The organism is Celeribacter sp. HF31 (assembly GCF_011806455.1).
Classification (GTDB): domain Bacteria; phylum Pseudomonadota; class Alphaproteobacteria; order Rhodobacterales; family Rhodobacteraceae; genus Celeribacter.
The window spans coordinates 48,967-75,591 of the sequence record NZ_JAATOT010000005.1; the positions used below are offsets into that span (position 1 = coordinate 48,967).

General features: G+C 59.8%; 28 protein-coding genes and 1 tRNA gene. 17 read left to right on the forward strand and 12 right to left on the reverse strand.

Features of this window, described 5'->3' with window-relative positions; all coding sequences use genetic code 11:
• Positions 1 to 44: 44 nt before the first annotated feature.
• Positions 45 to 1,148 carry a pyridoxal phosphate-dependent aminotransferase gene (locus HCZ23_RS11790; RefSeq protein ID WP_167601935.1) on the reverse strand — a complete coding sequence of 368 codons (1,104 nt, stop codon included), beginning with the start codon at positions 1,146 to 1,148 and terminating at the stop codon, positions 45 to 47.
• A 100-nt stretch (positions 1,149 to 1,248) separates the two neighbouring features.
• Here HCZ23_RS11790 and HCZ23_RS11795 point away from each other — a divergent pair, with 100 nt between their 5' ends.
• On the forward strand, positions 1,249 to 2,031 hold the full coding sequence (locus tag HCZ23_RS11795) for a crotonase/enoyl-CoA hydratase family protein (RefSeq protein WP_167601936.1): 783 nt from the start codon (positions 1,249 to 1,251) through the stop codon (positions 2,029 to 2,031).
• 199 nt (positions 2,032 to 2,230) lie between these two features.
• Here HCZ23_RS11795 and HCZ23_RS11800 read toward each other — a convergent pair whose 3' ends face one another.
• Positions 2,231 to 5,368 carry a valine--tRNA ligase gene (locus tag HCZ23_RS11800; RefSeq protein ID WP_167601937.1) on the reverse strand — a complete coding sequence of 1,046 codons (3,138 nt, stop codon included), beginning with the start codon at positions 5,366 to 5,368 and terminating at the stop codon, positions 2,231 to 2,233.
• A 189-nt stretch (positions 5,369 to 5,557) separates the two neighbouring features.
• Between HCZ23_RS11800 and HCZ23_RS11805 the strand changes: the two genes are divergently transcribed.
• On the forward strand, positions 5,558 to 6,709 hold the full coding sequence (locus tag HCZ23_RS11805) for a serine hydrolase (RefSeq protein ID WP_167601938.1): 1,152 nt from the start codon (positions 5,558 to 5,560) through the stop codon (positions 6,707 to 6,709).
• A gap of 28 nt (positions 6,710 to 6,737) precedes the next feature.
• Here the strand turns inward: HCZ23_RS11805 and HCZ23_RS11810 are convergent, their stop codons facing one another.
• Positions 6,738 to 7,169: an Lrp/AsnC family transcriptional regulator gene (locus tag HCZ23_RS11810; protein ID WP_167601939.1), complete on the reverse strand. Its 432-nt coding sequence runs from the start codon at positions 7,167 to 7,169 to the stop codon at positions 6,738 to 6,740.
• 297 nt (positions 7,170 to 7,466) lie between these two features.
• On the opposite strand from HCZ23_RS11810, the gene HCZ23_RS11815 reads away from it, so the two are divergent.
• Entirely contained in the window at positions 7,467 to 8,609 is a 1,143-nt protein-coding gene (locus HCZ23_RS11815; protein WP_167601940.1) for a type III PLP-dependent enzyme, read from the forward strand.
• A 152-nt stretch (positions 8,610 to 8,761) separates the two neighbouring features.
• On the forward strand, positions 8,762 to 9,811 hold the full coding sequence (locus tag HCZ23_RS11820) for a DUF2235 domain-containing protein (RefSeq protein ID WP_167601941.1): 1,050 nt from the start codon (positions 8,762 to 8,764) through the stop codon (positions 9,809 to 9,811).
• Here the strand turns inward: HCZ23_RS11820 and metF are convergent.
• A complete protein-coding gene (gene metF / locus HCZ23_RS11825; protein WP_167601942.1) occupies positions 9,808 to 10,641 on the reverse strand; it encodes a methylenetetrahydrofolate reductase [NAD(P)H] in 834 nt (277 codons plus the stop codon). The two genes, HCZ23_RS11820 and metF, sit on opposite strands and share 4 nt — an antisense overlap.
• Positions 10,642 to 10,733: 92 nt before the next feature.
• Between metF and HCZ23_RS11830 the strand changes: the two genes are divergently transcribed.
• Complete coding sequence (locus tag HCZ23_RS11830; protein WP_167601943.1) at positions 10,734 to 11,639, forward strand: LysR family transcriptional regulator; 906 nt, start codon at positions 10,734 to 10,736, stop codon at positions 11,637 to 11,639.
• Here HCZ23_RS11830 and HCZ23_RS11835 read toward each other — a convergent pair whose 3' ends face one another.
• Positions 11,640 to 11,993 carry a DUF1428 domain-containing protein gene (locus tag HCZ23_RS11835; protein ID WP_167601944.1) on the reverse strand — a complete coding sequence of 118 codons (354 nt, stop codon included), beginning with the start codon at positions 11,991 to 11,993 and terminating at the stop codon, positions 11,640 to 11,642.
• A 161-nt stretch (positions 11,994 to 12,154) separates the two neighbouring features.
• Between HCZ23_RS11835 and HCZ23_RS11840 the strand changes: the two genes are divergently transcribed.
• Both HCZ23_RS11840 and HCZ23_RS11845 read left to right on the forward strand, forming a co-directional pair.
• Positions 12,155 to 12,943 carry an inositol monophosphatase family protein gene (locus HCZ23_RS11840; RefSeq protein ID WP_167601945.1) on the forward strand — a complete coding sequence of 263 codons (789 nt, stop codon included), beginning with the start codon at positions 12,155 to 12,157 and terminating at the stop codon, positions 12,941 to 12,943.
• A 150-nt stretch (positions 12,944 to 13,093) separates the two neighbouring features.
• Positions 13,094 to 13,309, forward strand: a complete 216-nt coding sequence (locus tag HCZ23_RS11845) for a hypothetical protein (RefSeq protein ID WP_368487350.1) — start codon at positions 13,094 to 13,096, stop codon at positions 13,307 to 13,309.
• A 33-nt stretch (positions 13,310 to 13,342) separates the two neighbouring features.
• Here the strand turns inward: HCZ23_RS11845 and HCZ23_RS11850 are convergent, their stop codons facing one another.
• Positions 13,343 to 14,086, reverse strand: coding sequence for a rhomboid family intramembrane serine protease (locus HCZ23_RS11850; RefSeq protein ID WP_167601946.1), 744 nt, complete (start codon positions 14,084 to 14,086; stop codon positions 13,343 to 13,345).
• Positions 14,087 to 14,301: 215 nt separating this feature from the next.
• Here HCZ23_RS11850 and HCZ23_RS11855 point away from each other — a divergent pair, with 215 nt between their 5' ends.
• Both HCZ23_RS11855 and HCZ23_RS11860 read left to right on the forward strand, forming a co-directional pair.
• Positions 14,302 to 15,141: a glycosyl hydrolase gene (locus HCZ23_RS11855; RefSeq protein ID WP_254870272.1), complete on the forward strand. Its 840-nt coding sequence runs from the start codon at positions 14,302 to 14,304 to the stop codon at positions 15,139 to 15,141.
• 111 nt (positions 15,142 to 15,252) lie between these two features.
• Positions 15,253 to 15,340, forward strand: a tRNA-Leu gene (locus HCZ23_RS11860).
• 57 nt (positions 15,341 to 15,397) lie between these two features.
• Here HCZ23_RS11860 and HCZ23_RS11865 read toward each other — a convergent pair.
• Together HCZ23_RS11865 and metG are read right to left on the reverse strand one after the other, a co-directional pair.
• Positions 15,398 to 16,309, reverse strand: coding sequence for a glycosyltransferase (locus tag HCZ23_RS11865; protein WP_167601947.1), 912 nt, complete (start codon positions 16,307 to 16,309; stop codon positions 15,398 to 15,400).
• A 40-nt stretch (positions 16,310 to 16,349) separates the two neighbouring features.
• Positions 16,350 to 18,068, reverse strand: coding sequence for a methionine--tRNA ligase (gene metG / locus HCZ23_RS11870; protein WP_167601948.1), 1,719 nt, complete (start codon positions 18,066 to 18,068; stop codon positions 16,350 to 16,352).
• A gap of 192 nt (positions 18,069 to 18,260) precedes the next feature.
• Between metG and HCZ23_RS11875 the strand changes: the two genes are divergently transcribed.
• The 4 genes from HCZ23_RS11875 to HCZ23_RS11890 all read left to right on the forward strand — a co-directional run bounded on the left by HCZ23_RS11875 (position 18,261) and on the right by HCZ23_RS11890 (position 21,627).
• Positions 18,261 to 19,301: an aldo/keto reductase gene (locus tag HCZ23_RS11875; protein ID WP_167601949.1), complete on the forward strand. Its 1,041-nt coding sequence runs from the start codon at positions 18,261 to 18,263 to the stop codon at positions 19,299 to 19,301.
• A 12-nt stretch (positions 19,302 to 19,313) separates the two neighbouring features.
• The gene (locus HCZ23_RS11880) at positions 19,314 to 19,667 is read left to right on the forward strand and encodes a hypothetical protein (protein WP_167601950.1); all 354 of its coding nucleotides are present in this window, start codon (positions 19,314 to 19,316) and stop codon (positions 19,665 to 19,667) included.
• Entirely contained in the window at positions 19,655 to 20,155 is a 501-nt protein-coding gene (locus HCZ23_RS11885) for a lipocalin family protein (RefSeq protein WP_167601951.1), read from the forward strand. The genes HCZ23_RS11880 and HCZ23_RS11885 overlap by 13 nt, the downstream gene beginning before the upstream one ends.
• Before the next feature lie 113 nt (positions 20,156 to 20,268).
• A complete protein-coding gene (locus tag HCZ23_RS11890; RefSeq protein WP_167601952.1) occupies positions 20,269 to 21,627 on the forward strand; it encodes an MATE family efflux transporter in 1,359 nt (452 codons plus the stop codon).
• A 4-nt stretch (positions 21,628 to 21,631) separates the two neighbouring features.
• Here HCZ23_RS11890 and HCZ23_RS11895 read toward each other — a convergent pair whose 3' ends face one another.
• The 3 genes from HCZ23_RS11895 to HCZ23_RS11905 are packed head-to-tail and all read right to left on the reverse strand — an operon-like array spanning position 21,632 to position 23,606.
• Positions 21,632 to 22,036 (reverse strand): hypothetical protein, encoded by a 405-nt coding sequence (locus HCZ23_RS11895; protein ID WP_167601953.1) that lies wholly within the window; start codon positions 22,034 to 22,036, stop codon positions 21,632 to 21,634.
• Entirely contained in the window at positions 22,033 to 22,407 is a 375-nt protein-coding gene (locus HCZ23_RS11900) for a bleomycin resistance protein (RefSeq protein ID WP_217703188.1), read from the reverse strand. Before HCZ23_RS11900 ends, HCZ23_RS11895 begins: the two co-directional genes overlap by 4 nt.
• Positions 22,404 to 23,606, reverse strand: a complete 1,203-nt coding sequence (locus HCZ23_RS11905; protein ID WP_167601954.1) for a pyridoxal phosphate-dependent aminotransferase — start codon at positions 23,604 to 23,606, stop codon at positions 22,404 to 22,406. Before HCZ23_RS11905 ends, HCZ23_RS11900 begins: the two co-directional genes overlap by 4 nt.
• Before the next feature lie 133 nt (positions 23,607 to 23,739).
• Between HCZ23_RS11905 and HCZ23_RS11910 the strand changes: the two genes are divergently transcribed.
• Entirely contained in the window at positions 23,740 to 24,018 is a 279-nt protein-coding gene (locus HCZ23_RS11910) for a succinate dehydrogenase assembly factor 2 (protein WP_167601955.1), read from the forward strand.
• 159 nt (positions 24,019 to 24,177) lie between these two features.
• Positions 24,178 to 24,675: a MarR family winged helix-turn-helix transcriptional regulator gene (locus tag HCZ23_RS11915; protein WP_175580902.1), complete on the forward strand. Its 498-nt coding sequence runs from the start codon at positions 24,178 to 24,180 to the stop codon at positions 24,673 to 24,675.
• Between the two features lie 76 nt (positions 24,676 to 24,751).
• On the opposite strand, the gene HCZ23_RS11920 is transcribed toward HCZ23_RS11915, so the two are convergent.
• Positions 24,752 to 25,174, reverse strand: a complete 423-nt coding sequence (locus HCZ23_RS11920) for a VOC family protein (RefSeq protein ID WP_167601956.1) — start codon at positions 25,172 to 25,174, stop codon at positions 24,752 to 24,754.
• Between the two features lie 140 nt (positions 25,175 to 25,314).
• On the opposite strand from HCZ23_RS11920, the gene HCZ23_RS11925 reads away from it, so the two are divergent.
• Together HCZ23_RS11925 and HCZ23_RS11930 are read left to right on the forward strand one after the other, a co-directional pair.
• The gene (locus tag HCZ23_RS11925) at positions 25,315 to 26,109 is read left to right on the forward strand and encodes a thymidylate synthase (RefSeq protein ID WP_167601957.1); all 795 of its coding nucleotides are present in this window, start codon (positions 25,315 to 25,317) and stop codon (positions 26,107 to 26,109) included.
• A gap of 12 nt (positions 26,110 to 26,121) precedes the next feature.
• Positions 26,122 to 26,595 (forward strand): dihydrofolate reductase, encoded by a 474-nt coding sequence (locus HCZ23_RS11930; protein ID WP_167601958.1) that lies wholly within the window; start codon positions 26,122 to 26,124, stop codon positions 26,593 to 26,595.
• Positions 26,596 to 26,625 lie beyond the last annotated feature (30 nt).

Genomic DNA, 26,625 nt, shown 5'->3' on the forward strand with positions numbered 1-26,625 from the left:
AATCTTAATGCGAGCTGAGGGGGCGTGGTGCAAAGCGTCGGCCGTTACCCCAGATCCGCAAGCGCCAGAGGCAGGCGCTCCGCGAAAATCTCGATCTCTGCCGGCAGCCCGACAGAGACGCGGATGCAGCGATCCAGCGGAGCTACACCGGGCATGCGGACAAAGACACCGTGGCTGTCCAGCGCCTTTACAAGCGCCCGCGCATGGTCGCCATCGCGCCCACAATCCATCGTGACGAAATTCGTGGCCGACGGAAGCGGGGTCAAACCCACAGAATGTGCGATTTGTGCAAGTCTTTCGCGGCCTTGTGTAACCTTTTCGATGGTCTCGGACAGATACTCCTGATCCGCAAACGCCGCCAAAGCCCCCGTCTGTGCCACGCGGTTGACGCCAAAATGGTTGCGAATTTTGTCAAAGCTCATGGCCACATCGCGATGCGCGATACCATAGCCGACACGGGCGCCCGCCATACCATAAGCCTTTGAAAAGGTGCGGAAGCGGATGACGCGGGCATTCGAAGTGTCGAGCGCGGGGCGCGTGTTCTGCGGGGCGAATTCGGTATAGGCCTCGTCCAAAATCAGCAGACAGCCTTCCGGCACAGCGTCAATCATGGCCTGCACGGTTTCTGCCGAATGCACCGATCCCATCGGATTGTTCGGATTGGACAAGTAAACCAGTTTGGCGCCGACCTCTTTGGCCTTGGCGATCAACGCCTCGGGATCCTCATAATAGCCCTTATAGGGCACAGTATGCAGCACCCCGCCAAAGCCCGCGACATGGTAGTTGAACGTCGGATAAGACCCCGCCGAGGTGACCACCGCATCGCCCGGACCGACATAGAGCCGGACCAGATTGCCCAGAAGGCCGTCGATGCCTTCGCCCACGGTGATCTCATCTGCGTCTAGGCTATGGTGCGCAGCCAAAGCCAGTCGCAAATTGCGATTTTCCGGTTCGCCATATTTCCAGACCCCGCTCAGACTGTCGGCCATCGCCTCCAAGGCCTTCGGAGAGGGTCCAAAGGACAGCTCATTTGCGCCCAGACGGACGTCAAAGGCGGCACCACGCAGCTCTTCCATCCGCTCGGGCGCGACGAAAGGCACGGTGGCAGGCAGGGATTGAGCGAGCGGGGTTTGGCGCGTGTCTGTCATGCCGGCTTTCCTGCCCCAAAGCGCGGGGGCGCGCAAGCGCCGCAACGTCAGACATGACGGATTTGCGCGTGTTGATAATGTGGGCGCAGGAGGACCCGCCATGACCGTCACGCTCGAGATCAAAGACCACATCGCCCATCTGACCCTCAACCGTCCCGACAAGATGAATGCGGTGACGGAAGAGATGATCGCCGATCTTCTGGCACGCGTGGCGGAGATTGCCGCCTCAAATGCCCGTGTCGTTTTGCTCTCGGGCGCGGGTAAGGCCTTTTGCGCAGGCCTTGATACCTCGAACTTCCAACGCTTTCTGTCCGAGGATTTGGACCAACTCGTGATGGAGCGCACCCACGGGGATTGCAACGCGTTCCAAGCCTTTTCTCTGGCGCTTTACGACCTGCCGATCCCGGTGATCGCGGCGATCCACGGCCCCTGTTTCGGCGCTGGCATGCAGCTGGCTATCGCCGCCGACATCCGCATCGCAAGCTCAGAAGCCCAACTGTCGATCATGGAGATGAAATGGGGACTGATCCCCGACATGGGAGGCATGATGCTCTTCCCGCGCGTGCTGAGATCAGATGTGCTGCGGGCTCTGACATATACCAATGACATTGTTCCTGCTGACCGGGCGGTCGAGCTGGGGCTCGTCACCGAAGTGGCCGAAGATGCGCACACGCGCGCCTTGGAGATGGCCACCACCATTGCAAGCAAAAGCCCGTCGGCGATGCGCGCCGCCAAGCGGTTGATCGGCGTGGCAGAGACCTCGCAGGATCGCGCGCATATCCTCATGGAGGAAAGCCGCGAACAGCGGGCGCTGATCGGCACGAAAGACCAGATGGAAAGCGTCATGGCACAAATGCAGGGCCGCGCGGCTCATTATGACTGAGCCTGTGTTTCCTTTGTTGCTCTAAAGCGTTTTTCAAAAAACTTGAGGCACTCAATTTTTGAAAAACGCAGCAAGATCAATTCAGTGTCGCAACGTTTTTCGCTCAATCTGATTCAGATTAAACGAAAAACGCTTTAAATACTCAAAAGGCCCGCCGGTGTGGCGAGCCTTTCATGAGTATTTTCAACTGCAATGAAGATCAGGCAATCTCGGAGAGGCGCGCGAGTGCGGCCTTGAGTTTGCCCTCTTCTTCTTCGCGGGCGCTGAGGTTTTCCTGTGCTTCGGCGACGACCTCTTCGGGTGCGCTTTCGACGAATTTCGGGTTGTTCAACCGACCGCGCAACCCGCCCAGTTCCTTGGCCAATTTGCCCAGAGCTTTTTCCAGCCGCGCCTTTTCCTCAGCGATGTCGATCACGCCTTCGAGGGGCAGGGCGAAGGTGCCGCCCGCGACAGAAATCGTGATCGCGCCTTTCGGCATTGGGCCTTCGTAGAGGCTGTCGAGGCGCGCGAGTTTCATGATCATCGCTTCGTTGTTGGCCCAGGCGGTTTTGCCCGCCTCGTTCAGTTCGACCTGCACCATCGGGATTTTGAGACCCGCAGGCACATGCACCTCGGCGCGCGAGGACCGGATGGATTCGATCAGATCGATCACCCAGTTCATCTCCGCATCGGCCTCCGCATCGATCAGATCGGAGGACAGCTCCGGCCAATCGGTCAGCGCCAGCATCCCGCGACCCGGTTTGACCGTGCCCCAGAGCTCTTCGGTGATGAAGGGCATGATCGGGTGCAACATGATCAAAGCCTGGTCGAGGACCCAGCCCATGGTTTGACGGGTTTCGGCTTTGGTCGCCTCATCGCCGTCGTAGAACAGCGGTTTCGACAGTTCGACATACCAGTCGCAGAGCTTGCCCCAGACGAAGGCATAGAGCGCGTTTGCAGCGTCGTTGAACCGGTATTCTTCGAAGGCGGTGTTGACCTCAGAGAGCACCTTGGCGGTTTCACCGATGATCCATTTGTTCACCGTCGCGCTGGGCGTCGGTGTGAGGCCCGGCTCATAGGCCTCGAAGACCTCGTTCATCTCGGCAAAACGCGCGGCGTTCCAGATCTTTGTGGTGAAGTTCCGATAGCCTTTGATGCGGTCCACGGAGAGTTTGAGCACACCGCCGATGGAGGCCATGGAGGCATTGGTAAAGCGCAGCGCATCGGCGCCGTATTCGTCGATGATCTCCAGCGGGTCGATGACGTTGCCGGTGGTTTTCGACATCTTCTTGCCCTTCTCGTCGCGGACGAGCTGGTGCAGGTAGATGGTGTGGAACGGCACTTCGTTCACCACGGCAAGCTGCATCATCATCATCCGGGCGACCCAGAAGAACAGGATGTCAAAGCCGGTGACCAAGACATCGGTCGGGAAGTATTTCGACGTGCTCTCGTCCCAGTTCGGCCAGCCGAGCGTGCCGATGGGCCAGAGGCCGGAGGAGAACCAGGTGTCGAGCACGTCCGCATCGCGCCAGACCGGGTAGACCAGTTTGGTCGGGTCCTGGGTGACGTTATACTGCGCGAGACCCTCGGCGAAGGCTTCGATGCCTTCCTGACGATCCGCGACCTCGATGACGCGGCAATGGTTCAGCGGCGTCGGCAGACTGTCCATATCGGCGAAGAATTTCGCGTGCACGGCGTCGAAATCGGAGGCGCAGTGGTGGACGGAACCGGCGTGCAACATGCCGCCCTCTGTCAGAAGGCGCATGAGTTCGACCTCATCCAGCGCGCCGTCGCCTTCGTCATCCTTGAAGTTCGGCGCGGAGAGATCGAGCCCGTACCAGACCGGGATTTGATGCCCCCACCAGAGCTGACGCGAAATGCACCAGGGTTCGATGTTCTCCAACCAATGGTAATAGGTCTTCTCACCGCTTTCCGGCATGATTTTGGTCTTGCCAGAGCGGACAGCGTCCAGAGCGGGACCCACGACTTTTTCGGCGTCCACATACCATTGGTCGGTCAGCATCGGTTCGATCACGACCTTGGAGCGGTCGCCAAAGGGCTGCATGATCGGTTTGTCTTCGACGTAGGGGACGGTCTCGGTGACCTCGGACTCAGTGCCGTCTTCGTCTTTGACCTTTTTCGTGATGGTCGTCATCACGGCGAGACCTTCGTCGCTGATCTCTTCGACCACGGCCTTACGCGCCTCGAAACGGTCAAGACCGCGCAGATGATCCGGAACGAGGTTGATCGTGTCGACTTCGGCCTCGGTAAACGGTTTGCCCGCGAGGATTTCAGCCGCCAAAACAGCGCTGTCCTCATAGGACAACCCATCCGCGCGCATCGCGCCTTTGGTGTCCATCAGGCGATACATCGGCAAGCCGCCGCGTTTCGCCACCTGATAGTCGTTGAAATCATGCGCGCCGGTGATCTTCACAGCCCCCGAGCCAAAATTCATATCCGGGTAGTCGTCGGTGATGATCGGGATCAGACGACGGTGCTCTTTCGGCCCGACCGGGATTTCACAGAGCTTGCCGACGATGGGCGCGTAACGTGCGTCATCCGGGTGCACGGCCACCGCACCATCGCCCAGCATGGTCTCGGGCCGCGTCGTGGCGATGGAGATGTAGTCGCGCTCCTCGGAGAACACGACACTGCCGTCCTCGTCCTTCTCGACATAGGTGTAGGTTTCGCCGCCCGCGAGCGGGTATTTGAAGTGCCACATGTGACCGGCGACTTCGATGTTCTCAACCTCGAGATCGGAAATCGCGGTTTCGAAATGCGGGTCCCAGTTCACAAGCCGTTTGCCGCGATAAATCAAACCCTTGTCGTACATGTCGACAAAAACCTTGATCACCGCATCATGGAAATTCGGGCTGTTTTCATGGCCGATGCGCGGGTCCCCCGGCGCGCCGGCCATAGTGAAGGCATTGCGCGACCAGTCACAGCTAGAGCCGAGGCGTTTGAGCTGGTTGATGATCGTGGCACCGTATTTGCCCTTCCACTCCCAGACCTTCTCGATGAAAGCCTCGCGGCCCAATTCGGCGCGCGACGGCTGGCCGGTTTTGGCAAGCTCTTTTTCGACCATCAACTGTGTCGCGATGCCCGCATGGTCCTGACCCGGCTGCCACAAAGTGTCAAAGCCGCGCATCCGGTGCCAGCGCACGAGGATGTCCTGAATGGTGTTGTTGAACGCATGGCCGACGTGCAGCGCGCCCGTCACATTTGGCGGCGGGATCATGATGGTAAAGGTTTCGTCGCGGCTCTTGTTGGCCCCGGCCTTGAAGGCGCCTGCCTTTTCCCATTCCGCATAGATGCGGGCTTCCGCCTCATGTGCGTCGAATGTCTTTTCCATCGCCATCTTATGTCTCGCTCAGTCGGATTTCGTTCGGTTCTTTTCGTCTCGCGATGTTTAGCCTGTGCGACAGTGAAGGAAAAGGGCGAAAGACCGCGCGCGCTTTGGCGGAAAGGTCTCGCGAAGGCTTGAAATTTGACCTGATGTTAACGGCTGTCGTGCAAACAACTCCTCGGAAGAAGAGAGGAGAGCCCCATGAGCGGGACGCCATCGCGTTTAGAGAGACTGGCCGACCGGATGAGCCGCAGTGCCTGGCACAATGGCGTGGCGCTTTCGCTCTATGATCGCGAGACCGGGCGGGAAACCCATGTCGGCGGCGGCGCTTTGGACAAACGCACGCCCTATTTCGCGACAGGCGTGACCAAACTTTATGTGACCGCGATCCTGTTGCAGCTCCTTGAAGAAAAGAAAATCGACCTCGATGCGCCGTTCCTGCACTACATCGGGGACCGGGCCCCGTTTCAGGACCTGCATGTCAAAGAGGGCGTGGATCGCACCGATCAGATCACTTTGCGACACCTGATGTCGCACACCTCCGGCTTCGGTGACCATTTTCTTCTGAAATATCAGGCGCGCACGCTCAAGCATCAGGTTGCGGAGGGTGTCGACAGTTCCTGGACCTTCGAGGATGTTTTGCAACGCACCCGCTCCCACGGTGCCATTTTCGCGCCGGGCGTTGACAGGCGCGCGCGCTACACCGACACGAATTTTCATATCCTCGGTCGTGTGATCGAAGAGATCGAGGGCATAAGTTTTGCCCGCGCCGTGGACACCCGGATTGCGGAGCGGCTCGGGCTGCGCGCGACCTATGTTTACTGCGACCCATCGGATCGCCACCCGGTCGATCCGATGTCGCGGAGCCGCGAAATCAATGTGCCGCGCACTCTGGCGTCGTTTCAGGCCGATGGCGGCATCGTGACGACCTCGCGCGAGTCCATGGTCTTCGCGCGCGGTTTTTTCGAGGGGTATCTTTTCGACAAACGGGTCCTGCCGCGGCTTTATAGCTGGCGGCCCATCGTGTTTCCGGCGGACTACGGCGCGGGGTTGATGCACATGCAGGTGCCCTGGTGGATGACGGTGCCCTATCGGCTGCGGTATTGTCTTTTGGACCTGTTCCGCGCGCCGCCGCGTCTGATCGGCCACATCGGACGGGGCTCCGTCTGCTTCTATGCCCCCGATGAGGGGGTCTATGTGGCGGGGACGGTCAATCAGCTCAACGATCCGGCACGCGGGCTGGTGTTTGCCATGCGCGGCATCGAAGAGGTCGCCGGGCGCCTGCGTCCGCAACAGATGCGGGCCGCGCGCGTGCATCCGATGCAAGGCACGCCCACGAGCTCGCGCCACTGAGGCGCGCGAAGGTGCTCAAAGAACGGGATCAAATGGATCGGTCGAATTTCACCGAGAGGTGGATGAGGCTTTCGATGTCCTGCACGCCGGTGATGCCGTTGATTTGATCGAGAGTCTGGTCGATCTCTTCCGTCGTCTCGCAGGCAATCTGCGCGATCAGATCGACACGCCCGGTCGAGGTCGCGACCATCTCCACCTCCGGCAGCGCCTTCAGTTTTGTCACCACAGAGGCCGAGGTGCGGGGTTCGACCTGGATGAGCACGGTGGCCTTGATCCGCCGTGCCAGTGCCACATCGCCCAGTTTGATCGTATAGCCTGCGATGATGCCGGTGGTCTCCAACCGCTCCAGACGCGCCTGCACGGTCGAGCGCGCGACTTTGAACCGGCGCGCAAGACGCGACACGGAGGTCGAGGAATCGGCGGCCAGCGCCATCAGAATCTTGTTGTCGAGATCGTCCACAATCGTCCCTCAAAGTTCACGGCATGGGCCGGAAAGGCCGTAAAATCTATGCCATGTCAATTTGACCGATAATTTCGTCAAAATGATCGGCATTTCGCATGATTTTACCCTTTCGAACGGCAAAATCAACACGCATATAGCGGTCATTGATTTACAGGATCAAAGGGCGGTCGAGACCCCCGGGAGGACCCGGGCGACCCGCACCTGGCCTGGTTCGGATAACCGCGTAAGCGCAATCCCAACCGGACTATTCCCGGGCAAGATGTGGCTGCGCTCTGTTGGTAAAGGACGACACCAATGGGGCTCTCAAAGACCATCTGGGCAACGCCCAGCGAATTCCTGCGCACGCATGCTCCCGAGCATCCCGTGCTGTTCTTCTCTCCCTCGATCCTGCAAGCGACCGCGCGTCGTTTTCTCAAGGGGTTTCCGGGGCTTGTGACCTATGCGGTCAAATCCAACCCAGATGAAGGTGTGCTCGCCAACCTCGTCGCTGCAGGTGTCAAAGGGTTCGACGTGGCCTCGCCTGTCGAGATGGACACGATTGCCCGCATCGCGCCGGGTGCTGCCATGCATTACAACAACCCGGTTCGCTCGCGCACCGAGATTCTGCACGCCGTCAAAATGGGCGTGAAATCCTACTCCGTGGACAGCCACTCCGAGCTTGTGAAGCTTGGCGAATTGGTGCCCGCCGACGGTGTCGAGATTTCCGTGCGTTTCAAATTGCCGGTCGAGGGGGCTGCTTATAACTTCGGCGCCAAATTCGGCGCGACCGTTGAGTCTGCTGTCGAACTTTTGACGCTCGCGTCGCAGCTCGGCTTCACGCCGTCCTTGACCTTTCACCCGGGCACCCAGTGCACCGATCCGCACGCCTGGGACAAATACATCCGTGCCGCCGCCGAGATCGCACGCATGGCCGACGTCAAAATCGCGCGTCTGAACGTGGGTGGCGGCTTCCCGTCACACCGTTTGAACGAAGTTGTGCCGCAGCTTGAGCCGACCTTCGAGCTCATCGGTCGTGTGGCGCGAGAGGCCTTTGGCGACGACATGCCGGCGCTCGTCTGTGAGCCGGGTCGTGGTCTTGTGGCCGAAAGCTATAGCCTCGTGACACGCGTCAAGGCGATCCGTGACGACGCCCATGTGTTCCTGAACGATGGCGTCTACGGTGGTCTGTCCGAGCTGCACCTCGTCGGTGTCATCGACCGCATCGGCGTGTTCGGCCCGCAAGGCGTCAAACGCGAGGGCGAGACCGTGAACCGCACGGTGTTTGGCCCGACCTGCGACAGCCTCGACAAACTGCCGTCCGAGCTGGCGTTCCCTGTGACGATGGAAGAGGAAGATCACGTGATCTTCTACGGCCTCGGCGCCTACTCCTTGGCGACCGCGACGAAGTTCAACGGCTTCGGTCAGATCACCGTGGAAACCGTGCACCGTCACCTGTGATTGGCACTTGTGATCCATCAGGTGCGTGCGCCCCTCTGAGATACGCCTGAGAGTCGTTCCTCATGCGAAACCCCTCCTTGGACTTCGGGCCCGAAAATCGGGCCGGAAAACCGGGGAGGGGATTTTTTGCGATTCTATGCTAACTCTCCAGAATGGAAGAGAGAAAAAGCCTCATCGGCCGTCTCGGCCCTCTGTTCAAATTCCGCAAACGCATCCGCACCTCCGGTGGGCATCATGCGCGCGGGCCGCTGAGCCATGTGATCCTGATGGATGGCACCTTGTCGTCCTTGCAGCCCGGTTTGGAGACCAACGCGGGGCTGGCCTATAAGCTCTGCTCCGAGGCGGCGCAGGGGGCGAATATGCTGGTGCGCTATGAAGCTGGCATCCAGTGGCTCGATTGGCGCGATACGCGCGATGTGATCGAAGGCCGCGGCATCAATCGGCAAATCCGGCGCGTTTATGGCGCGCTCGCGTCACGCTATCGGCCCGGCGACAAGATTTACCTCTTCGGCTATTCGCGCGGCGCCTATGCCGTGCGCTCGCTGTCGGGCTTCATCGACATGATCGGGCTCTTGCGCGCCGAAGAGGCGACCGAGCGCAACATCCGTGACGCCTACCGGCACTATCAAATGGCGCCCCACGCCCGCGCGGCGCAGGCGTTCAAAAAGGCGCATTGTCACGACAAAGTGGAGATCGAATTTCTGGGCGTCTGGGACACGGTGGCGGCATTGGGGCTGCATATGCCTTTGGTGTGGCGCTATTCTTCGGTGTTTCACGAGTTTCATACCCAAGAACCCGCGCGCTGTGTCAAAGCGGTCTATCACGCGTTGGCCTATCATGAACGCCGCCGCGCCTATGCGCCGGTCTTGTTCGACAGCCCCTCTGATCCGCCTGTGTTCAATGGGCGCAAACAGGTGTTGCAGCAGATGTGGTTCCCCGGCACCCATGGCGATGTCGGTGGGCAATTGTCGGGCTATAACCCGGAGCGGCGGCTCTCGAATGCGGCGCTGGTCTGGATGCTCGACAAGGCGGAGCAGGCGGGGCTGGAGCTGCCGAATGGGTGGCGGATGCGCTATCTCGCGGACCCGCATGGGCCGTCGATCGGGCTCAATCGCGGTTGGGGCAAGTTCTTTTGGCTGCGCGCACGGCGCGGGGTGGGGCAGGACCCGTCAGAGATCCTGCACCCTGCGTTGAAGTCTTAGATCACACCCAGATTGGCGCAGACCGCCTTGGTCAGGGTCGGCCGGTTCAGTGTATAGAAATGCAAATCCTCAATGCCTTCCGCCAGAAGCTTTTCGCAAAGCTTGGTGCACAGATCGATGGAGAGCTGGTGGTGGTCCGTTGAATGCTCAAAGGCCGCCTCATAGCTGATCGGGATCGGCGTGCCGCAGGAGGCGGCAAACCTCTGGATGCCTTTCCAGCTGGTGATCGGCAGGATGCCGGGGATCAACTGACCGGTGATGCCCGCGCGGTCGCAACGGTCGCGGAAGCGGAAAAAGTTTTCCGGCTCAAAGAAGAATTGCGTGATGGCGGAATCGGCACCCGCCTCGAATTTCTGTTTCAGCCAGGAGACATCCGCATTCTCGTCAGCGGCTTCGGGATGCGGGTCCGGGTAGGCGCCGACGCGGATTTTGAAATCGCCGGTCTCTTTCAGCGCGGTAATCAGCTCGACCGAATTGGCAAAACCGCCCTCGGCGGGGGTGAATTTGCCCGCGCCTTTCGGCGGATCGCCCCGCAGGGCGACGATTTCATTCACGCCAGCATCTTTGTAACTCTTTGCAATCGCGAGCGTTTCTTCCTTCGTGGCGTTCACGCAGGTCAAATGCGCGGCGACGTTCCAGCCGTATTCTTTGTGCAGCAAAGAGACCGCGTCATGGGTCAACTCGCGCGTCGTGCCGCCCGCGCCATAGGTCACGGAAACGAAGGTCGGGTCCATGCCCTGAAACGCCTCGACGGTTTCGAACAGGCTGAAACAGGCCTGAATATTCTTCGGCGGGAAGAATTCGAAAGAGATATTGGGCGCTTTGGTCATGATTTTTTCCTTGGTCTTTTGTCGCCTTGTGTCATGCCTCGGCATGTGAGACAAATTCATAATTCTCAAGAACAACATGAGCGTTACTCAAGATGCATCTCGAATTTCGCCATCTGCGGACGATCAAGGCCATCTATCAGGAGGGCGGTTTGGCGCGCGCCGCCGAGCGGCTCAACATCACGCAATCTGCGCTGAGCCACCAGGTCAAGGGGCTGGAGGATCAGGCGGGGGTGGAATTGTTCGTGCGCCGCTCGAAACCGCTCAAGCTCTCGGCGGCGGGGATGCGGCTATTGGCCTTGGCCGAAGATGTGTTGCCCAAGGTCGAAGCGCTCGAAGACGAGTTTCGCGGCATCGAGGCAGGCACCTTGGGGCGGCTTCACATCGCGATGGAATGCCACGCCTGTTTCGACTGGCTCTTTCCGGTGCTGCATCAATTCCGCGAGGCCTGGCCCGAGGTCGATATCGACATCCGTCAACGCCTCGCCTTCGGAGCGCTGCCGGCGCTGGAGCGCGAGGAGGTGGATTTCGTCATCTCGTCGGACCCGGAGAACATCCACGGCATCACCTTTGTGCCGCTGTTCGATTACGCGCCGATGTGTGCCATGTCGTCGAAATCGCCGCTGACGCAGAAAGCCTATGTCGAGGCAGAGGATTTCCGCGATCAGACCCTGATCACCTATCCAATGGACCGCACGCGGCTCGATGTGTTCAAGGATTTGCTGATCCCGGCGGGGGTCGAGCCGTTGCAACAGCGTAAGGTCGAGCTGACGGATGTCATCCTGATGCTCGTGGCCGCTGGGCGCGGCGTGGCGGTGTTGCCCGATTGGGTGATGCGCGACATTCGCAACATGCCGGATTACGCCGTGCGCCCGCTGACCGCCAAAGGGGTCAAGCGCACGATGTATGCCGCCGTGCGCGACACCGATCTGGAAAAACCCTATATGACCGATGTGCTGCGCATCGCGAAGGCCGAGGCGATGAAACTCAGAGGCGCTTAATCAGCGTTTCAGCATCGTCTCAAAGGTGCCGAAAATCATGCGTTTGCCGTCAAAGGGCATGTCCGCGCCCATCTCAGCGAAACGCGGGTCGGTTTCCATCGCTTTCATACAGGCCATGGCTTTCGCCTCATCGGGCCATTCGATGAAGGACACGACGACGGTCTCATCCTCCTTCAGTTGAACTGCCAGGGGCAGGGAGGTCACCTCACCCGGCGGCACCATGCTGCCCCAGCCTTCGAACAGTTGCAGCGCACCGTATTCCATGAACAGCGGCGCCATGGTTTCGGCCACGGATTTATATTGGTCGCGATGGGCCGTGGGCACGGGGATGACCGCGATCTGGAAATAGGACATGGTGAAACTCCGAGGGATAGCTCTTTAAGTGCGAAGGGTCACGATAACATGGTTTCGCGACGTTTGATTGATTTCTTTGCCCGCAAACCCTTGGCAGACAGGGTTTGGCGGCGTATACGCCCCGTCTGAACATCTTACCCATCTACGCCCCGGAGCGACCCATGCAAGGCAGTGCCAATCTCAACGTCATGATCAAAGCTGCGCGCGCCGCAGGCCGTTCGCTGGTGAAAGACTTCCGCGAGGTCGAGAACCTTCAGGTGTCTTCGAAAGGTGCTGGCGACTTTGTGTCCAAGGCCGACATCCGCGCCGAAGAGATCATCCGCGATATGCTGATGGAAGCGCGCCCCAACTACGGTTGGACCGGCGAAGAGAGCAAATCCGTCGAGGGCAAGGACCCGACGCGCCGCTGGATCGTCGATCCGCTCGATGGCACGACGAACTTCCTGCACGGCCTGCCGCATTGGGCGGTGTCCATTGCGTTGGAGCATAAGGGCGAGATCGTTTCCGGTGTGGTCTTCGATCCGGCCAAGGGCGAGCTGTTCTGGGCCGAAAAAGGCAATGGCGCCTGGATGAACGACACGCGCATTCGTGTGTCCGGTCGCACCAAGATGATCGAGTCGATCTTTGCCACCGGCCTGCCGTTTGGCGGTCGTGCCGACCTGCCGGAGACGCTGCGCGATCTGGCGCGGCTTTTGCCCGCCACCGCCGGTGTGCGCCGCTGGGGCTCTGCCGCGCTCGATCTCGCTTATGTGGCGGCGGGGCGCTACGACGGGTTCTGGGAACGCCGCCTCAATGCCTGGGATATGGCCGCGGGCGTGCTTTTGGTGAAAGAGGCCGGCGGTTTCGTCGAGGCGCTTCACCCGGAGGACAATCCGGTCGACAGCGGCGAAGTGATCTGTGGCAACGAGGGGCTGTTCGAGCGTTTCGCGAATGTGATCCGTTCCGCCTGAGACGCCTCTGACGGGCTGACAAACATCTCATGAGACGCGCCGCCTTCGGGCGGCGTTTTCTGTCCTCACCTTTCATTTGTACGCATTTCGCCTCAGTTTCGGCGCTTTTGGCGCAGATAGATGAAGCTGTTATCGGAGGGATGTAATGTGATGGACGCGATGAAAATCTCTTGGCGCAAGTTTCGGACCGCAGAGGACGGCGCGGTGACGGTGGATTGGGTCGTGCTCACCTCTGCCGCTGTGGGTCTTTGTATCGCATTGCTGAATGTGATTTGGGGCGGCGCCTATTCCATGACGACGAATGTGACCACGGAAATCGAAAACCTCGATGTCGAGCGTTACATCAGCGGCATGGATGGCGGCTGAAACACCCCTCTTTTTCTGATCTCTCAAGACCAGTCACCGGCGTCTGCGGACGACCGGAACCGAGCTTTCTGTAAAGCGATAGCGGGCTTCGGCATGGCTCGGATGACCGCGCGTGCGTGACCAAAATGCCGTGCCACCCAGCCGTGTCCACATCGGGTAGGTGACGACCACTCCGGCGATGAAGCCGCCGATATGCGCCAGATGCGCGACGCCACCTGCGCCGGTCGATCCCATTTCCGCGAAAATCTGCAAGCCGAACCAAAGCCCCAGCATGATCCAGGCGGGCATCGGGAAGACTTTGAAAAAGATGATGAAAATGAACAGGACATCGACGCGCGCCTTGGGGAACAACAAAAGGTAGCCGCCCATGACGCCTGCGATCGCGCCCGAAGCACCCACCATGGGCACGCGCGAGCCGGGATCGGCCAGATATTGCGCGAGACCCGCCGCGATGCCGCAGATCAGGTAGAACCCGAGATAGCGCAGATGTCCCATCTCATCTTCGAGATTGTCGCCAAAAATCCACAAAAACAACATGTTACCCGCGATATGCAGGATGCCGCCATGCATGAACATGGAGGTGAAAAACGTATAATAGCCGTCGCCATGGCTGATCCGCGCGGGCAAGAGCGCCCAGTCCGAATAGATCTGCAACAGCGCGCGCTCGTGGCCGTAGCTGGGCAGCATGGCCATGAACACCGCGATGTTCACCGCGATCAACGCATAGGTGACAAAAGCGGGGCGGCGGGACGGGTTATGATCGCGGATCGGGAACATATCGCCAATGTGGGCGTCTGTGGCGAGAGGTCAAGTGAAACTCTATGCCGCATCTGCAAAGGCACGGCAAGGTGATGTTTTTCGAGTTCGGCAAACGCCCGCCCGCTTTGCCGCGCATCAAGGCAAGATCGCGCCAAATGTCCGCGCATTGCCACATTTTCGCCGCACTGAGGACGCTGGCCCTTTATAGCCTTGCAAAAAACGACGAGGCTTCGATGCGCAATCTCTTCATATTGGCGGCTCTTGTGCTCATGCCCACAGGTGTTTTCGCGGATAAGGCCGGGGTCGGTGCTTGGGAAAACTCCAGCAATTCCATGTTGCGCTGGATCGAAGAGGCGCCTGCGCTCGACTGGTATTACACGTGGCGCCCGACGCAGATGTGGACACAAAGCCGGTCGCGGCGCTCGGTCGAATTCGTGCCGATGATCCGCGACGCCTCTGATGTGACCAAGAAAATCGTCTCCGACCTGCCGGTGCGGGCGCTCTTGGCCTTCAATGAACCGGATTCGCGCAAAAGCGAGGGCAGCAATCTCTCCGTCGAACAGGCTGTCGCGCTGTGGCCGAAACTCGAAGCCCGCGGTCTGCGCCTTGGTAGCCCGGCGGTGACCCAAGGCCAGACGCTCGGGAAATCCTCGTGGCAGGGGCGGTTCATGGCCCAGGCCGAGGCCAAAGGCCTGCGCGTCGATTTCATGGCGGTGCATTACTATTCGACCAATGGCAATGTGAAAGACTTTGAAAACTGGCTGCGCAGGGTGCACGCCGAATACAAACGCCCGATCTGGGTCACGGAATTTGCCTTTATCGATTGGCAAAACGTGCGTGGGGTCAGTTACGCCCAAAACGCCGCCTTTGCTGAATCCGCGATTTTGATGATGGAACGTCTGCCCTTCGTCGAGCGCCACGCCTGGTTCGCGGCCAATCCTTATCCTTATGGTGGGGCCAAACCGCAGATCAATTTGGTCTCCAACACCTTACAGCCGACCCCCGTCGGCGTGGCCTTTGACCGCACGCTGAGCCGCCTAGGTGCGCGGCGCGTGGCGCAGAACAGCGAGTGAGCCCGACGCGGCAGTCTGGATGGAAATCGACTTGTAACCCGCGTGACATCCTGTAACTGTCTGCTCCGACATGTTTCCTGCTGCGTCCTGGGCGCATCGGATGAGAAACAGGCCCGCGTGGTGGAATGGTAGACACAGAGGACTTAAAATCCTTAGGCCGTAACTGGCCGTGCCGGTTCGAGTCCGGCCGCGGGTACCAAAGGCTCTCAGAGAAGATAGCGAATGTCTAAAAATATGCCGCAGCCGGTGGTCGGCCTCACCGGTGGCGGAGCTTGAATTCCGCCTTGCTGAGGGCCGCCAGCCACCAGTGCCGTTTCACATCCTTATAGACAAAGGGTCGGCGCACTTTCGGGTCAACGGTGCTCAGGAAATCTTCTGCGATGGGCCAGATTGACAGATCGCGCGTTGTCAGGCGCTGACATGCGTCGGGCGTCATCGGAACAAAGCGTTTCGGCTCGGTGCCGACAACTCGACGGGCCAGCCGGGCGGCGAGGGTTTGTTGCCTGTGGCGATAGACCGGCACTTCGGGGACATGAAACACGAAGGGCGCGGCAAGATGCGGCATGGAGGAAAACGTCCGGCGCGCTTGCAGGACATTTCCATGCTCTGAGGGCTGCATTTGCCACTGCGCCGCGCGCAGGCGGTCCACATGCCAAAGCGAAATGTCGAAATAGGCGATCCGCTCCGCGTACCCCGTCTGGTCGGGAGAGAACGGCGTGTCATAGAGCCGGTCCGGGCTTGGCGCGAGCAGACGTTTGTAGCGCTTTATCCGGGCGCCGCGCAGGAAGGTCACGGCGAGAAACGCGCGGCTCTGATCGGCGGCAAAAGCGGCGTCGATGGCGTCAAGATCGCTTTGATCCAGCGGGCGCACCACCTGCGTGTCGTCTTGCAGCATGAGCAGATAGGGCCGCTCTGCCGTGTCCAGCGCGTGTTGCATATTCGGATAGAGGCCGCCGTGACGGCTGTCGCCGCTGTCCGTCGTGGGCTGGACGAGCATTTCGGGCGGCAGGGTCTTGAGAAAGGCGACGAGCTCCGGGTCGTCTGAATTGTCGTCGAAAACCCGGATGCGCGCCCCTGGCAGGTTTTGCTGCGCAGAGGCGAGGCAGTTTTTCAGATAGGCCGGACGATTGTAGGAAAAAATCGCCACATCCATGTCGTCAAACGTCATCCGCTGTCCTTTCACATATCGAACAAACGGGCTTTCTCTGTCAGCTCCGGGTGCCAGCGAATTTCTCTTGCCAGTCTTCGCGCTGCTCGTCGGCGATCTTGGCGAACAGATTGTCCGGCACGGTGAAGCCATGGCCCGGTTTCAACGCGTCGAGTGCGCCCGCCACATCTTCCGGCCAATCGAGATCCGGCAGGGCCAGAGCGGTTTGCAGCTTGCCCGCCGTATCCGGGATGAAGGGCGCGGAGAGGCGCGCGTAAAGACCGATCAGGTTGAGGCCCAGACGCACCTGCGCCGCCGCCTTCTCCGGGTCTTCCTTGAAGGTGGACCACGGCGCCACGGATTGCAGGTACTCGTTGCCCGCGACCCAGATGGCACGCAGAGCATTGGCGCCCTTGCGCACGTCGATGGCGTCCATATGGCTTTGATATTCGGCGACTTTTGCGGTCAAATCCGCGATGAGCGCCTGTTCCTGTTCGCCGTATTCGCCGCCTTCGGGCACGGCCTCGGAGAATTTCGAACGGCAGAATTTGGTGATGCGGGAGACGAAGTTGCCCAACACGTCCGCGAGGTCTTTGTTCACGGATTGCTGGAAGTTTTCCCACGTGAACTCGGAATCTGAGCTTTCCGGGGCGTGCGACAGAAGCCACCAGCGCCAGTAGTCCGCCGGCAGGATCGAAAGCGCTTGATCCATGAAGACGCCACGCCCGCGCGAGGTGGAGAATTGCCCGCCGTCATAGTTCAGATAGTTGAAGCTCTTGATGTAATCGACCATCTTCCACGGCTCGCCCGCACCCAGCATGGTGACCGGGAAGGAGAGGGTGTGGAAGGGCACGTTGTCCTTGCCCATGAATTGCACATATCGAACATCGTCCGCGCCTTTGTCCGTGCGCCACCAACGCTCCCATGCTTCATCGTCCAGCCCCTGTTTTGCGGCCCATTCGGCGCCACAGGCGATGTATTCGATGGGGGCGTCGAACCAGACATAGAACACCTTGCCGTCCATGCCCTCCCAAGGCGCGCCCTCGAATTGTACCGGCACGCCCCAGCTCAGGTCCCGGGTGATGCCCCGGTCTTGCAACCCGTCGCCGTCGTTGAGCCATTTCTTGGCAATCGAGGTGGTCAAAACCGGCCAGTCCGCCTTGCTGTCGATCCACGCGTTGAGCGCATCGCGCATGTTTGATTGCTTTAGGTAAAGATGTTTGGTGACGCGCTGTTCCAGATCGGTCGCGCCCGAGATCGTTGAATGCGGCTCGATGAGATCGGTCGGGTCGAGTTGTTTCGTGCAATTGTCGCACTGATCGCCCCGCGCGGAATCGTAACCGCAGTTCGGGCAGGTGCCCTCGATATAGCGGTCCGGCAGGAAGCGCCCGTCGGTTTCCGAATAAATCTGTGTCTCTTCCACGACTTCGATCAGACCGGCCTCGTAAAGCTTGGTCGCGAGGTGCTGGGTCAACGCATGGTTCGGCTGCGACGAGGAGCGCCCGAAATGGTCAAAGGACAGGCGGAACCCGGCGGCAATCTCGGCCTGAATGTCATGCAGCTCGGTGCAATATTCCGCGACCGGCTTGCCCGCCTTTTGCGCCGCAATCTCGGCGGGGGTGCCATGTTCGTCGGTGGCGCAGAGAAACAAAACCTCATCGCCGCGCGCCCGACGGTAGCGGGCATAGAGATCGGCGGGCAACTGCGAGCCGACGAGATTGCCGAGGTGCTTGATGCCGTTGATATAGGGCAGGGCGGAGGTGATGAGCGTGCGTGCCATGAGGAGAGTGGTCCGGTCGATTGCATATGTCTTGAGGCTTTCCTATCGCGCTTATGGGCAAAGGGCCAGAGGGCATAGGGTTTCCTGACCGACTGAGGCCCCGGCTGTGCGGAAAAACCTGTGCCATCGGGGTTGCTCTACGGCGCGGCAAAGCTAATTTAGGCGCAACTCACAAAGAGACAGGATCCTTTCATGAAAATGCGCAAAATTGGTCGCAGTGACCTCTTGGTGTCTGAGATTTGCCTCGGCTCCATGACCTGGGGCAGCCAAAACACCGAAGCCGAAGGTCACGCCCAAATCGATCGCGCCAAAGAGGTTGGCGTCAATTTCATCGACACCGCCGAAATGTACCCGGTGAACCCGGTGCGCAAAGAGACGGCGGGCGATACCGAAGAGATCATCGGACAATATTTCGCGGCACGTGGCGGGCGCGAGGATTGGGTGATCGCGTCGAAAATCGCGGGGCCGGGGAACATCAACGAAGAGGGCATTCTGGCCTCGAACCTTGAGGCGCGGCTGGACGCGAGTCTCAAGCGGTTGAAGACCGATTATGTCGATCTTTTTCAATTCCATTGGCCCAATCGTGGCTCCTATGCCTTCCGCCAGAACTGGCATTTCAACCCGGCGAAACAGCCCTCGAAGGCCGAGATCGAGGACAACATGCGCGGCGTGCTCGACGAGATGGCGCGGTTGCAAAAGGCAGGCAAGGTGCGCGAATTCGGCACCTCGAACGAAAGCGCCTGGGGTATGGCCATGTGGCTCAAGCTGGCCGATGAGATGGGCGCACCGCGGATGCAGTCGATCCAGAATGAATATTCCATGATGTGCCGTCTCTATGACACCGATCTGGCGGAGCTGGCGGTGCATGAGGATGTCACGCTTTTGGCCTATTCGCCGCTTGCCGCCGGGCTTTTGACCGGCAAATACGAGGGCGGCACGGTGGTGCCGAAAGGCTCGCGCCTGGACCTCAACGGCGATCTCGGGGGGCGCGTCGCCGAACGCACATGGCCCGCCGAACGGGCCTATGTGGCGCTGGCGGCGCAGAATGGGGTCGATCCGACGACGATGGCGGTGGCCTGGACGCTGACGCGACCCTTTGACTGTATGCCGATCATCGGCGCGACATCTGTCGATCAGTTGGAAAAATCTCTCGACGCCCGCGATGTGACCTTGTCCGAAGATCTGTTGAAAGAGATCGAAAAGCTGCACAAACTGCATGCGATGCCGTTCTGAGGAGCTTTCGTGATGCGCCGAGTTTTGTGTGGCCTTTTGGTCTGTGTGAGCCTTGCGGCCTGTCAGGGCGAGGAAACTGAGACCTCTCCCGGCTATGGGCTTGAGGGCTTCGATCCGACTGCGGTCGAAACCCAGAAGACGGCTTGCGAAGCGCGAGGAGGCACGTTTCAGCCCGGCGGGCTTGGCGGCTTCATGACCTGTTTCGAGACGCCGAAAGATGCGGGGCAAAGGTGCACCAAGTCGACGGATTGCTCGACGGGGGCCTGTCTTGCCCGCTCGCAAAGCTGTGCGCCGATCTCGCCGCTTTTCGGATGTAACGAGATGCTGGACGCCGAAGGGCGTCGGGTGAGCCTATGCGTGGATTGATCGCGGCTTTGTCTTTGGCCCTCGTGTCGGGCTGCATGGCGCCAGAGGCCTCGGGGCCTGTCACGCGCGATGCGGGGGCCTCGATGTCCTCTATCGCGGCGCTCGATCCGGTGCGGTTTTCCGGGCGCTGGTATGAGGTTGCGGCCTTCGTGCCGGAGGGCAAATCCTGTGTCATCGGGGCGGTGACCTTTACCGCGCAGAAATCTGGCGACCTGATGGTGACCGAAGGCCCCTGTGCCGATGGCCAACCCAAGAGCGGCTTGGCGCGCAAAGTGGGGCCGGGGCGCTATGCCTTCAAAGGTGACGAGATCTGGGTGCTTTGGGTCGATGCGGAATACCACACGGCGGTGATCGGCTCCCCGTCCGGCCCTGCGCATGTGTTGTCGCGGGACCTGAGCCTGCCGCCGGATCGCAAACTGGCGGTCGAGGGTATCCTTGAGTGGAATGGCTATGACGTTGGGCTCTTGCGTCCGGCGCGGCGTCGCTAAACGCCGGGTAAGCCCATAAGATATGAGCGGAAATCCCCTCTTCACGAATGCTGATGGGGGGATGCATAAATTTTGACTAGGCGGTTTGAAAAATCCCGCCTATAGGCCGTGCCATGACGATGGAACGCACATATCTTGAGCACGCCAAACAGGTTCTCGTGCTGGGGCTGCCTTTGGCGGGCAGTCAGATCGCGCAATTCGCGGTCCATATGACCGATGTGATCATGATGGGCTGGTACGGGCTCGATGAGCTGGCCGCCCTCGTTCTGGCCTCCGGATTCTGGTTCATCCTCTTTATTCTACTGGCGGGCTTTGCCTTTGCGGTGATGCCTCTGGTCGCCACCGCCTCAGGGCAGGGCGACAGCACAACGGTGCGCCGTGCGACGCGGATGGCGATTTGGCTGTCGGTGATGGCCGCCGTGCTGATCTATCCGATCTTTGGCTTTTCAGACGACATTCTCGTGGCGCTTGGCCAACAGCCGCATATCGCCGCCCAGGCACGTCCCTATCTGGCCGTCGCCGGGATCGAGATGATCCCCGCGTTGATCGTCGCCGTCTTCCGAAGCTATTTCTCCGCGCTCGAACGCACCCGCGTGGTGCTTTTCGCGGTGATCGGCGCGGTGGTCCTGAACGCGGGTCTGAACTACCTGCTGATTTTCGGCAATTTCGGGGCGCCGGAGCTGGGCGTTCTCGGATCGGCCATTGCGTCGCTGATTGTCAGTTCCGTCATGCTTGGGGTGCTTGCGCTCTACGCTGTCCGCGCCACGCCGGAGAACGATCTGTTCCGCAATCCGTTCAAGCCCGATTGGGCGATGTTCGCCACCGTGTTCAAAATGGGGGTGCCGATTGGCATCACATCTTTGGCCGAAGTGGGCCTGTTCAATGCCGCAGCGCTCATGATGGGCTGGATCGGCACGGCGACACTCGCGGCCCACGGGATCGCGCTTCAACTGGCGGCGATTGCCTTCATGACCCAGATCGGTCTGTCACAAGCGGCCACGATCCGGGTGGGCAATGCCCTGGGGCGGGGCGATGAGGCGGATCTGCGCAAGGGGGCGTTCGTCGCCGTCGCCCTGTCTGTCGGCATGGCTGCGATATCCTCGACCATCTTTCTGCTGTTCTCCGAACCGCTGCTTGGCCTGTTCATTGCCCCCGACGAGCCGGCGCGCGATCAGGTGATCGCCATTGGGGTGACGCTCATGATGTTCGCGGCGCTGATGCAATTTTCCGATGGCGGGCAGGTGATGTCCCTGTCCCTGCTGCGCGGGCTGCATGACACCGGCGTTCCGATGTGGCTTGCGGCTGTCAGCTATTGGATCCTTGGCCTTCCCGCCTCCTACTTGTTCGGCTTTGTGCTCGACTGGGGGGCGACCGGGGTGTGGATGGGATTTGTTTTCGGGCTCACCACCGCCTGGGTGACGATGAGCTATCGGTTCTGGGCAAAGAAATCCCATATTTCGCGGGCGCGCTGAGGTCTCAGTCCTTCCCCAGCAAACGGTCGGCTTTCTTGCGCACAAGAACGGTGCGCAGGTCGTGCATCGCCAGCAAAAGCGCGTCTGTGACATTGTCCAGCTGCTCGTCCGTGGCCCGCGTCTGCGCCCAATGCGTCGTCAGGTTCAGGTAATCCACAGCGCGGTGGATGTCGTCGATGTCGCGCTGGGCGAGCAAAGCCACGCGTTCGGCCATCCAGTCTTCGATGACTTTCAAATCTCCGGGCGTCAACTCGCGCCCGCCATGCGGTTTGATGTCCCCGTTTTTGACGTTCACCACCGCGATTTGATCCATCTCGATCCGACGCTGCCGGTTTTCCGTGTCCACGCGGAACACGAAGGCGCCGTTCTCACGGACACGGAAGTAATATTCGGGAAGATCGACGCTCATGCGGTAAGGTCCGTTTCATCCAGAACGCGCCAGAGCGAGCCGTCCTCATCGACGAGGGCGAACATGCGCGGGGCGTTGTCGAGTTTGAAAATCTCGGTGAGGCGTGGCGTGGCAGTCTGATCCTTGGGCAGACCGACCTTGGAAAATTGCGCGTGCAGCGTTTCGATCGTGTCTGAGCGCAGGCAGGCGGAGAACCAGCTGGTTTTCGGGTCCAGCTCCAGGTGCGGAAAGAACTCCACCTGCGTGTCGCCAAAGCCCATGATCATCCAGCCCTCAGTCCTGAACCGCGTCTCAAAGCCGAGGCGGGTGTAGAACGCCTCGGTCTTGTCGAAATCGCGCGAAGGCAAGTTGGCCGTGATCACCTCGGTCATGTCAGCCCTTTGCAAAAGGCCTGAATGCGGGTGCAGGCTTCCTTGAGGGCCTCGTCCGAGGTCGCATAGGAGACGCGGAAGTTCGGCGACAGGCCAAAGGCCGCGCCGAAGACCACGGCCACGCCGTTTTCTTCCAAGAGAGCCGTGGCGAACTCTTCGTCATTCTCGATTTTTGCACCACCTGCGGAGGTCTTGCCGAGACAGCCGGAGATGTCCGGGTAGACGTAAAACGCCCCTTCGGGCGTCGGGCAGGTGATGCCCTCTGCAGCGTTCAGCATCTCGACCACCAGATTGCGGCGACGCACGAAGGCTTCGTTGTTCAACGCGATGAAATCCTGTGGGCCGTTCAGGGCCTCGACAGTGGCATATTGCGAGATCGAACAGGGGTTCGAGGTCGATTGCGACTGCACCTTGCGCATCGCGGCGATCAACTCGACGGGACCTGCCGCATAGCCGATCCGCCAGCCGGTCATCGCATAGGCTTTGGACACGCCGTTCACGGTGAGCGTGCGTTCATAGAGACCCGGCTCGATCTCAGCCGGGGTGCAGAATTCGAAACCGTCAAAAGCGAGGTGTTCATACATATCGTCCGACATCACCCAGACATGCGGGTGTTTCATCAAGACCTCTGTCAGCGCCTTCAACTCCGCTTTCGAATAGCCGGCGCCCGTCGGGTTGGACGGCGAGTTGAAGATGAACCATTTGGTCTTCGGCGTGATGGCGGCGTCAAGCTGCTCCGCCGTGATCTTGAAGGCATTCTCCAGCTTGCCTTCGATCGCCACCGGCGTGCCACCCGCAAGCAAAACCATATCCGGGTAGGACACCCAATAGGGCGCCGGGATGATGACCTCATCGCCGGGGTTCAGCGTCGCCACCAGCGCGTTGAACAGCACCTGTTTGCCGCCGCCCGAGACGGAGACCTGCGCGGGCGTGTAATCGAGATTGTTGTCGCGTTTGAACTTGGCACAGATCGCGGCTTTCAGTTCCGGCACGCCGTCGACAGCGGTGTATTTCGTCTTGCCCTCTTCGATGGCGCGGATGCCCGCGGCCTTGATGTTGGCGGGCGTGTCGAAATCCGGCTCGCCTGCGCCCAGCCCGATCACATCCTTGCCCGCGTCTTTCAACTCGCGCGCCTTATTGGTGACGGCGATGGTGGGGGAGGGTTTCACACGGGAGAGAGTCTCGGAAAGAAAGGGCATGGCATGAGTCCATTTGCGTTAGATCGTCGTAGTGATAACGTCAAAAACCGTCCCGCGCCAAGACGTCCCTTGCGATAATCGGGCGATGGGTGCAAAAAGCCCCTTGATCCCCCATGATCCGAAGGAGCCCGCCATGACCGAGACCATCGACATTCGCCGCAAGCGTCTGAAAATCCGTGCCTGGCGGCGTGGGATCAAGGAAATGGATCTGTTGATTGGCGGCTATGCCGATGCGCATCTCGCCTCGATGGATGAGGCGCAGCTCGATGAGTTCGAACAGCTGATGGATGAGCACGATCAGGATCTCTTGTCCTATGCGACGGGGCTGAAACCCGTTCCGACGCATTTGAAGCCGATGCTCGACAAGCTGATCGCCGATGCGGATCACGCGTCCTGGGGCGTGAAGGGCTGAGACGCCTTTAAAGGTTACCAAACCCTTGCCAAAGCGCGCGCTCTGGTCAGGCAATTTTTCGATCAATTTGCCTCGATTGCAAAAATCTCATTTGTTTAACTGAATTTTGGGAAATTGCGGTCAATTTGCTCTCTGATACAGCCATTGGCGGAGTGACAGATGAGCATGCATTCAGTATTTGTAAAACCGAGCGAGACGCCCTTCATGTCTCAATATCTTGAGGCATTGTCCCTTGTGGAGCGACTTCATCGTCTGCTTCTCGATGTGATCAAGGATGAATTCGAACGGGTCGGCATTCTCGAAATCAACGCGGTTCAGGCGCTTTTGCTGTTCAACGTGGGTGAGAATGAGGTGACGGCGGGCGAACTGAAATCCCGCGGCTATTATCAGGGCTCGAATGTGTCCTATAATCTCAAGAAGCTCGTCGATATGGGCTATATGCACCATCAGCGTTGCGAGATTGACCGTCGCTCCGTGCGCGTCAAGCTGACCGATAAGGGCAACCATGTGCGCGTCACCGTCGCCGAATTGTTCTCCCGTCATGCCGAGGGGCTTCAGGGCAAAGGTGTGATTTCCTCCGAGGGGATCGAGGACATCAATACCGCGCTGCGCCGGGTTGAGCGCTATTGGGCGGATCAGATTCGCTACATTTACTAAGATATTTACCTGGCTTCGCGATGAAAAACGCCTCCCGGATGCGGGAGGCGTTTCGCTTTTGATGCTGCGGCCAGTTTCACCAGTGCCCGGTGTTTTCCATCGAGGCCCAAGGCTCTGCGGGGGCAAGGCTTTCGCCTTTTTGCAACAGCTCAATCGAGACATTGTCCGGCGAGCGCACGAACGCCATATGCCCGTCGCGCGGCGGGCGGTTGATCACCACGCCAGCGTCCATCAGCTTTTGGCAGAGTGCGTAGATATCCTCGACCTCATAGGCCAGATGCCCGAAATGCCGACTGTCCGACGGTAGCCCCTCGTCGCCGTCCCAGTTGTAGGTCAGTTCGACCGGACATTCCGGCTGGCCCTCGGGTGCCATGAAAACCAGCGAAAACCGCCCGCCTTCATGGTCGATGCGTTTGGTTTCCTTGAGCCCCAAAAGCTCGAAAAACGCTATGGTTTTCTCCAGATCCTTCACCCGGACCATCGTGTGCAGATAGCGCATGCGGCTTCCTCCTGTCTGTCTCTGACCTGAACTCTAGCCCTTTGCGGGATGAAATCCAGCTCAGACGGATATGTCTCTTTGCGAATCCCTGTCGCCTCTTTGTATAAGGGGAGGAACCACTATATCTTGGGGATCGAAGCGTGCAGCAATACCACGACCAGCTCAAAACCATTCTGGCCCATGGGGTCGACACCACCGACCGGACGGGCACGGGGACGCGCTCCTATTTCGGGCTTCAGGCGCGGTACGATCTGGCCGATGGCTTTCCGATGGTGACCACGAAAAAGCTGCATCTGCGCTCGATCATCCATGAATTGCTGTGGTTTCTTTCCGGCGACACCAATATTCGCTACCTGAAAGAGAATGGTGTGTCGATCTGGGACGAATGGGCCGATGAGAACGGCGATCTCGGGCCGGTTTACGGTGCGCAATGGCGCAAATGGCCGGGGCATGAGCGTGGGCCGATTGATCAGATCGAAAATCTTCTGGCCGCAATCAAAAATGCCCCCGATTCCCGCCGGTTGATCGTCTCCGCCTGGAACCCGGCGGAGGTGGACAATATGGCGCTGCCGCCGTGCCACACGCTGTGGCAGGTGAAAATTCTCGGCGGTAAGCTGCATCTCCAGCTCTACCAACGCTCCGCCGATATGTTCCTCGGCGTGCCGTTCAACATTGCCTCCTACGCGCTTTTGCTTGCCATGCTGGCGCAGGTCACGGGCTATGAGCCGGGCACTTTCGTGCATTCCATCGGCGATGCGCATATTTACACCAACCACATGGAGCAGGTGGAGCTGCAACTCTCGCGGACGCCCAAGGCGTTGCCGAAGCTGCGTCTCAATCCCGATGTAAAGAGCCTCTTTGATTTCAAATATGAGGACATCGAGATTCTCGACTACGACCCCGACCCGGCGATCAAAGCGCCGGTGGCCGTGTAAGGAGCGCCGCAGATGATCACACTTATCGCCGCCCGCGACCGCAACGGGGCCATTGGCAAGGACAACACCATTCCTTGGGAGGCGCCCGAGGATATGAAATTCTTCATGCGCGAAACCATGGGGGGCGCGGTGATCATGGGGCGGCACACCTGGGACAGTTTGCCGTTCAAGCCCTTGAAAAATCGCCTCAATATCGTGGTGTCTTCGCAAGGTGTCGATCACGATCATGTCTTTGCGACGGTCGAAGAGGCAATCGCTTTTGCGAGCTCCGAAGGTCGTGCGCGCCTTTACGCCATGGGCGGTTTCGGGATTTACAAGGCGATGCTGCCGCTGGCCGACCGGCTCGTGATCACAGAGGTGGACACGGAGGTCGAAGGGGCGGACACATGGTTCCCTGAATTCGATTCCGCAGAGTGGCGCGAGGTCTCCCGCATGGTGCTACGGACAGAGGCGCCGCGCTGCGAGGTTGTGGAATGGGTGCGGTGAATACCTCAAATCGGGCGTGATTGTTTGCGG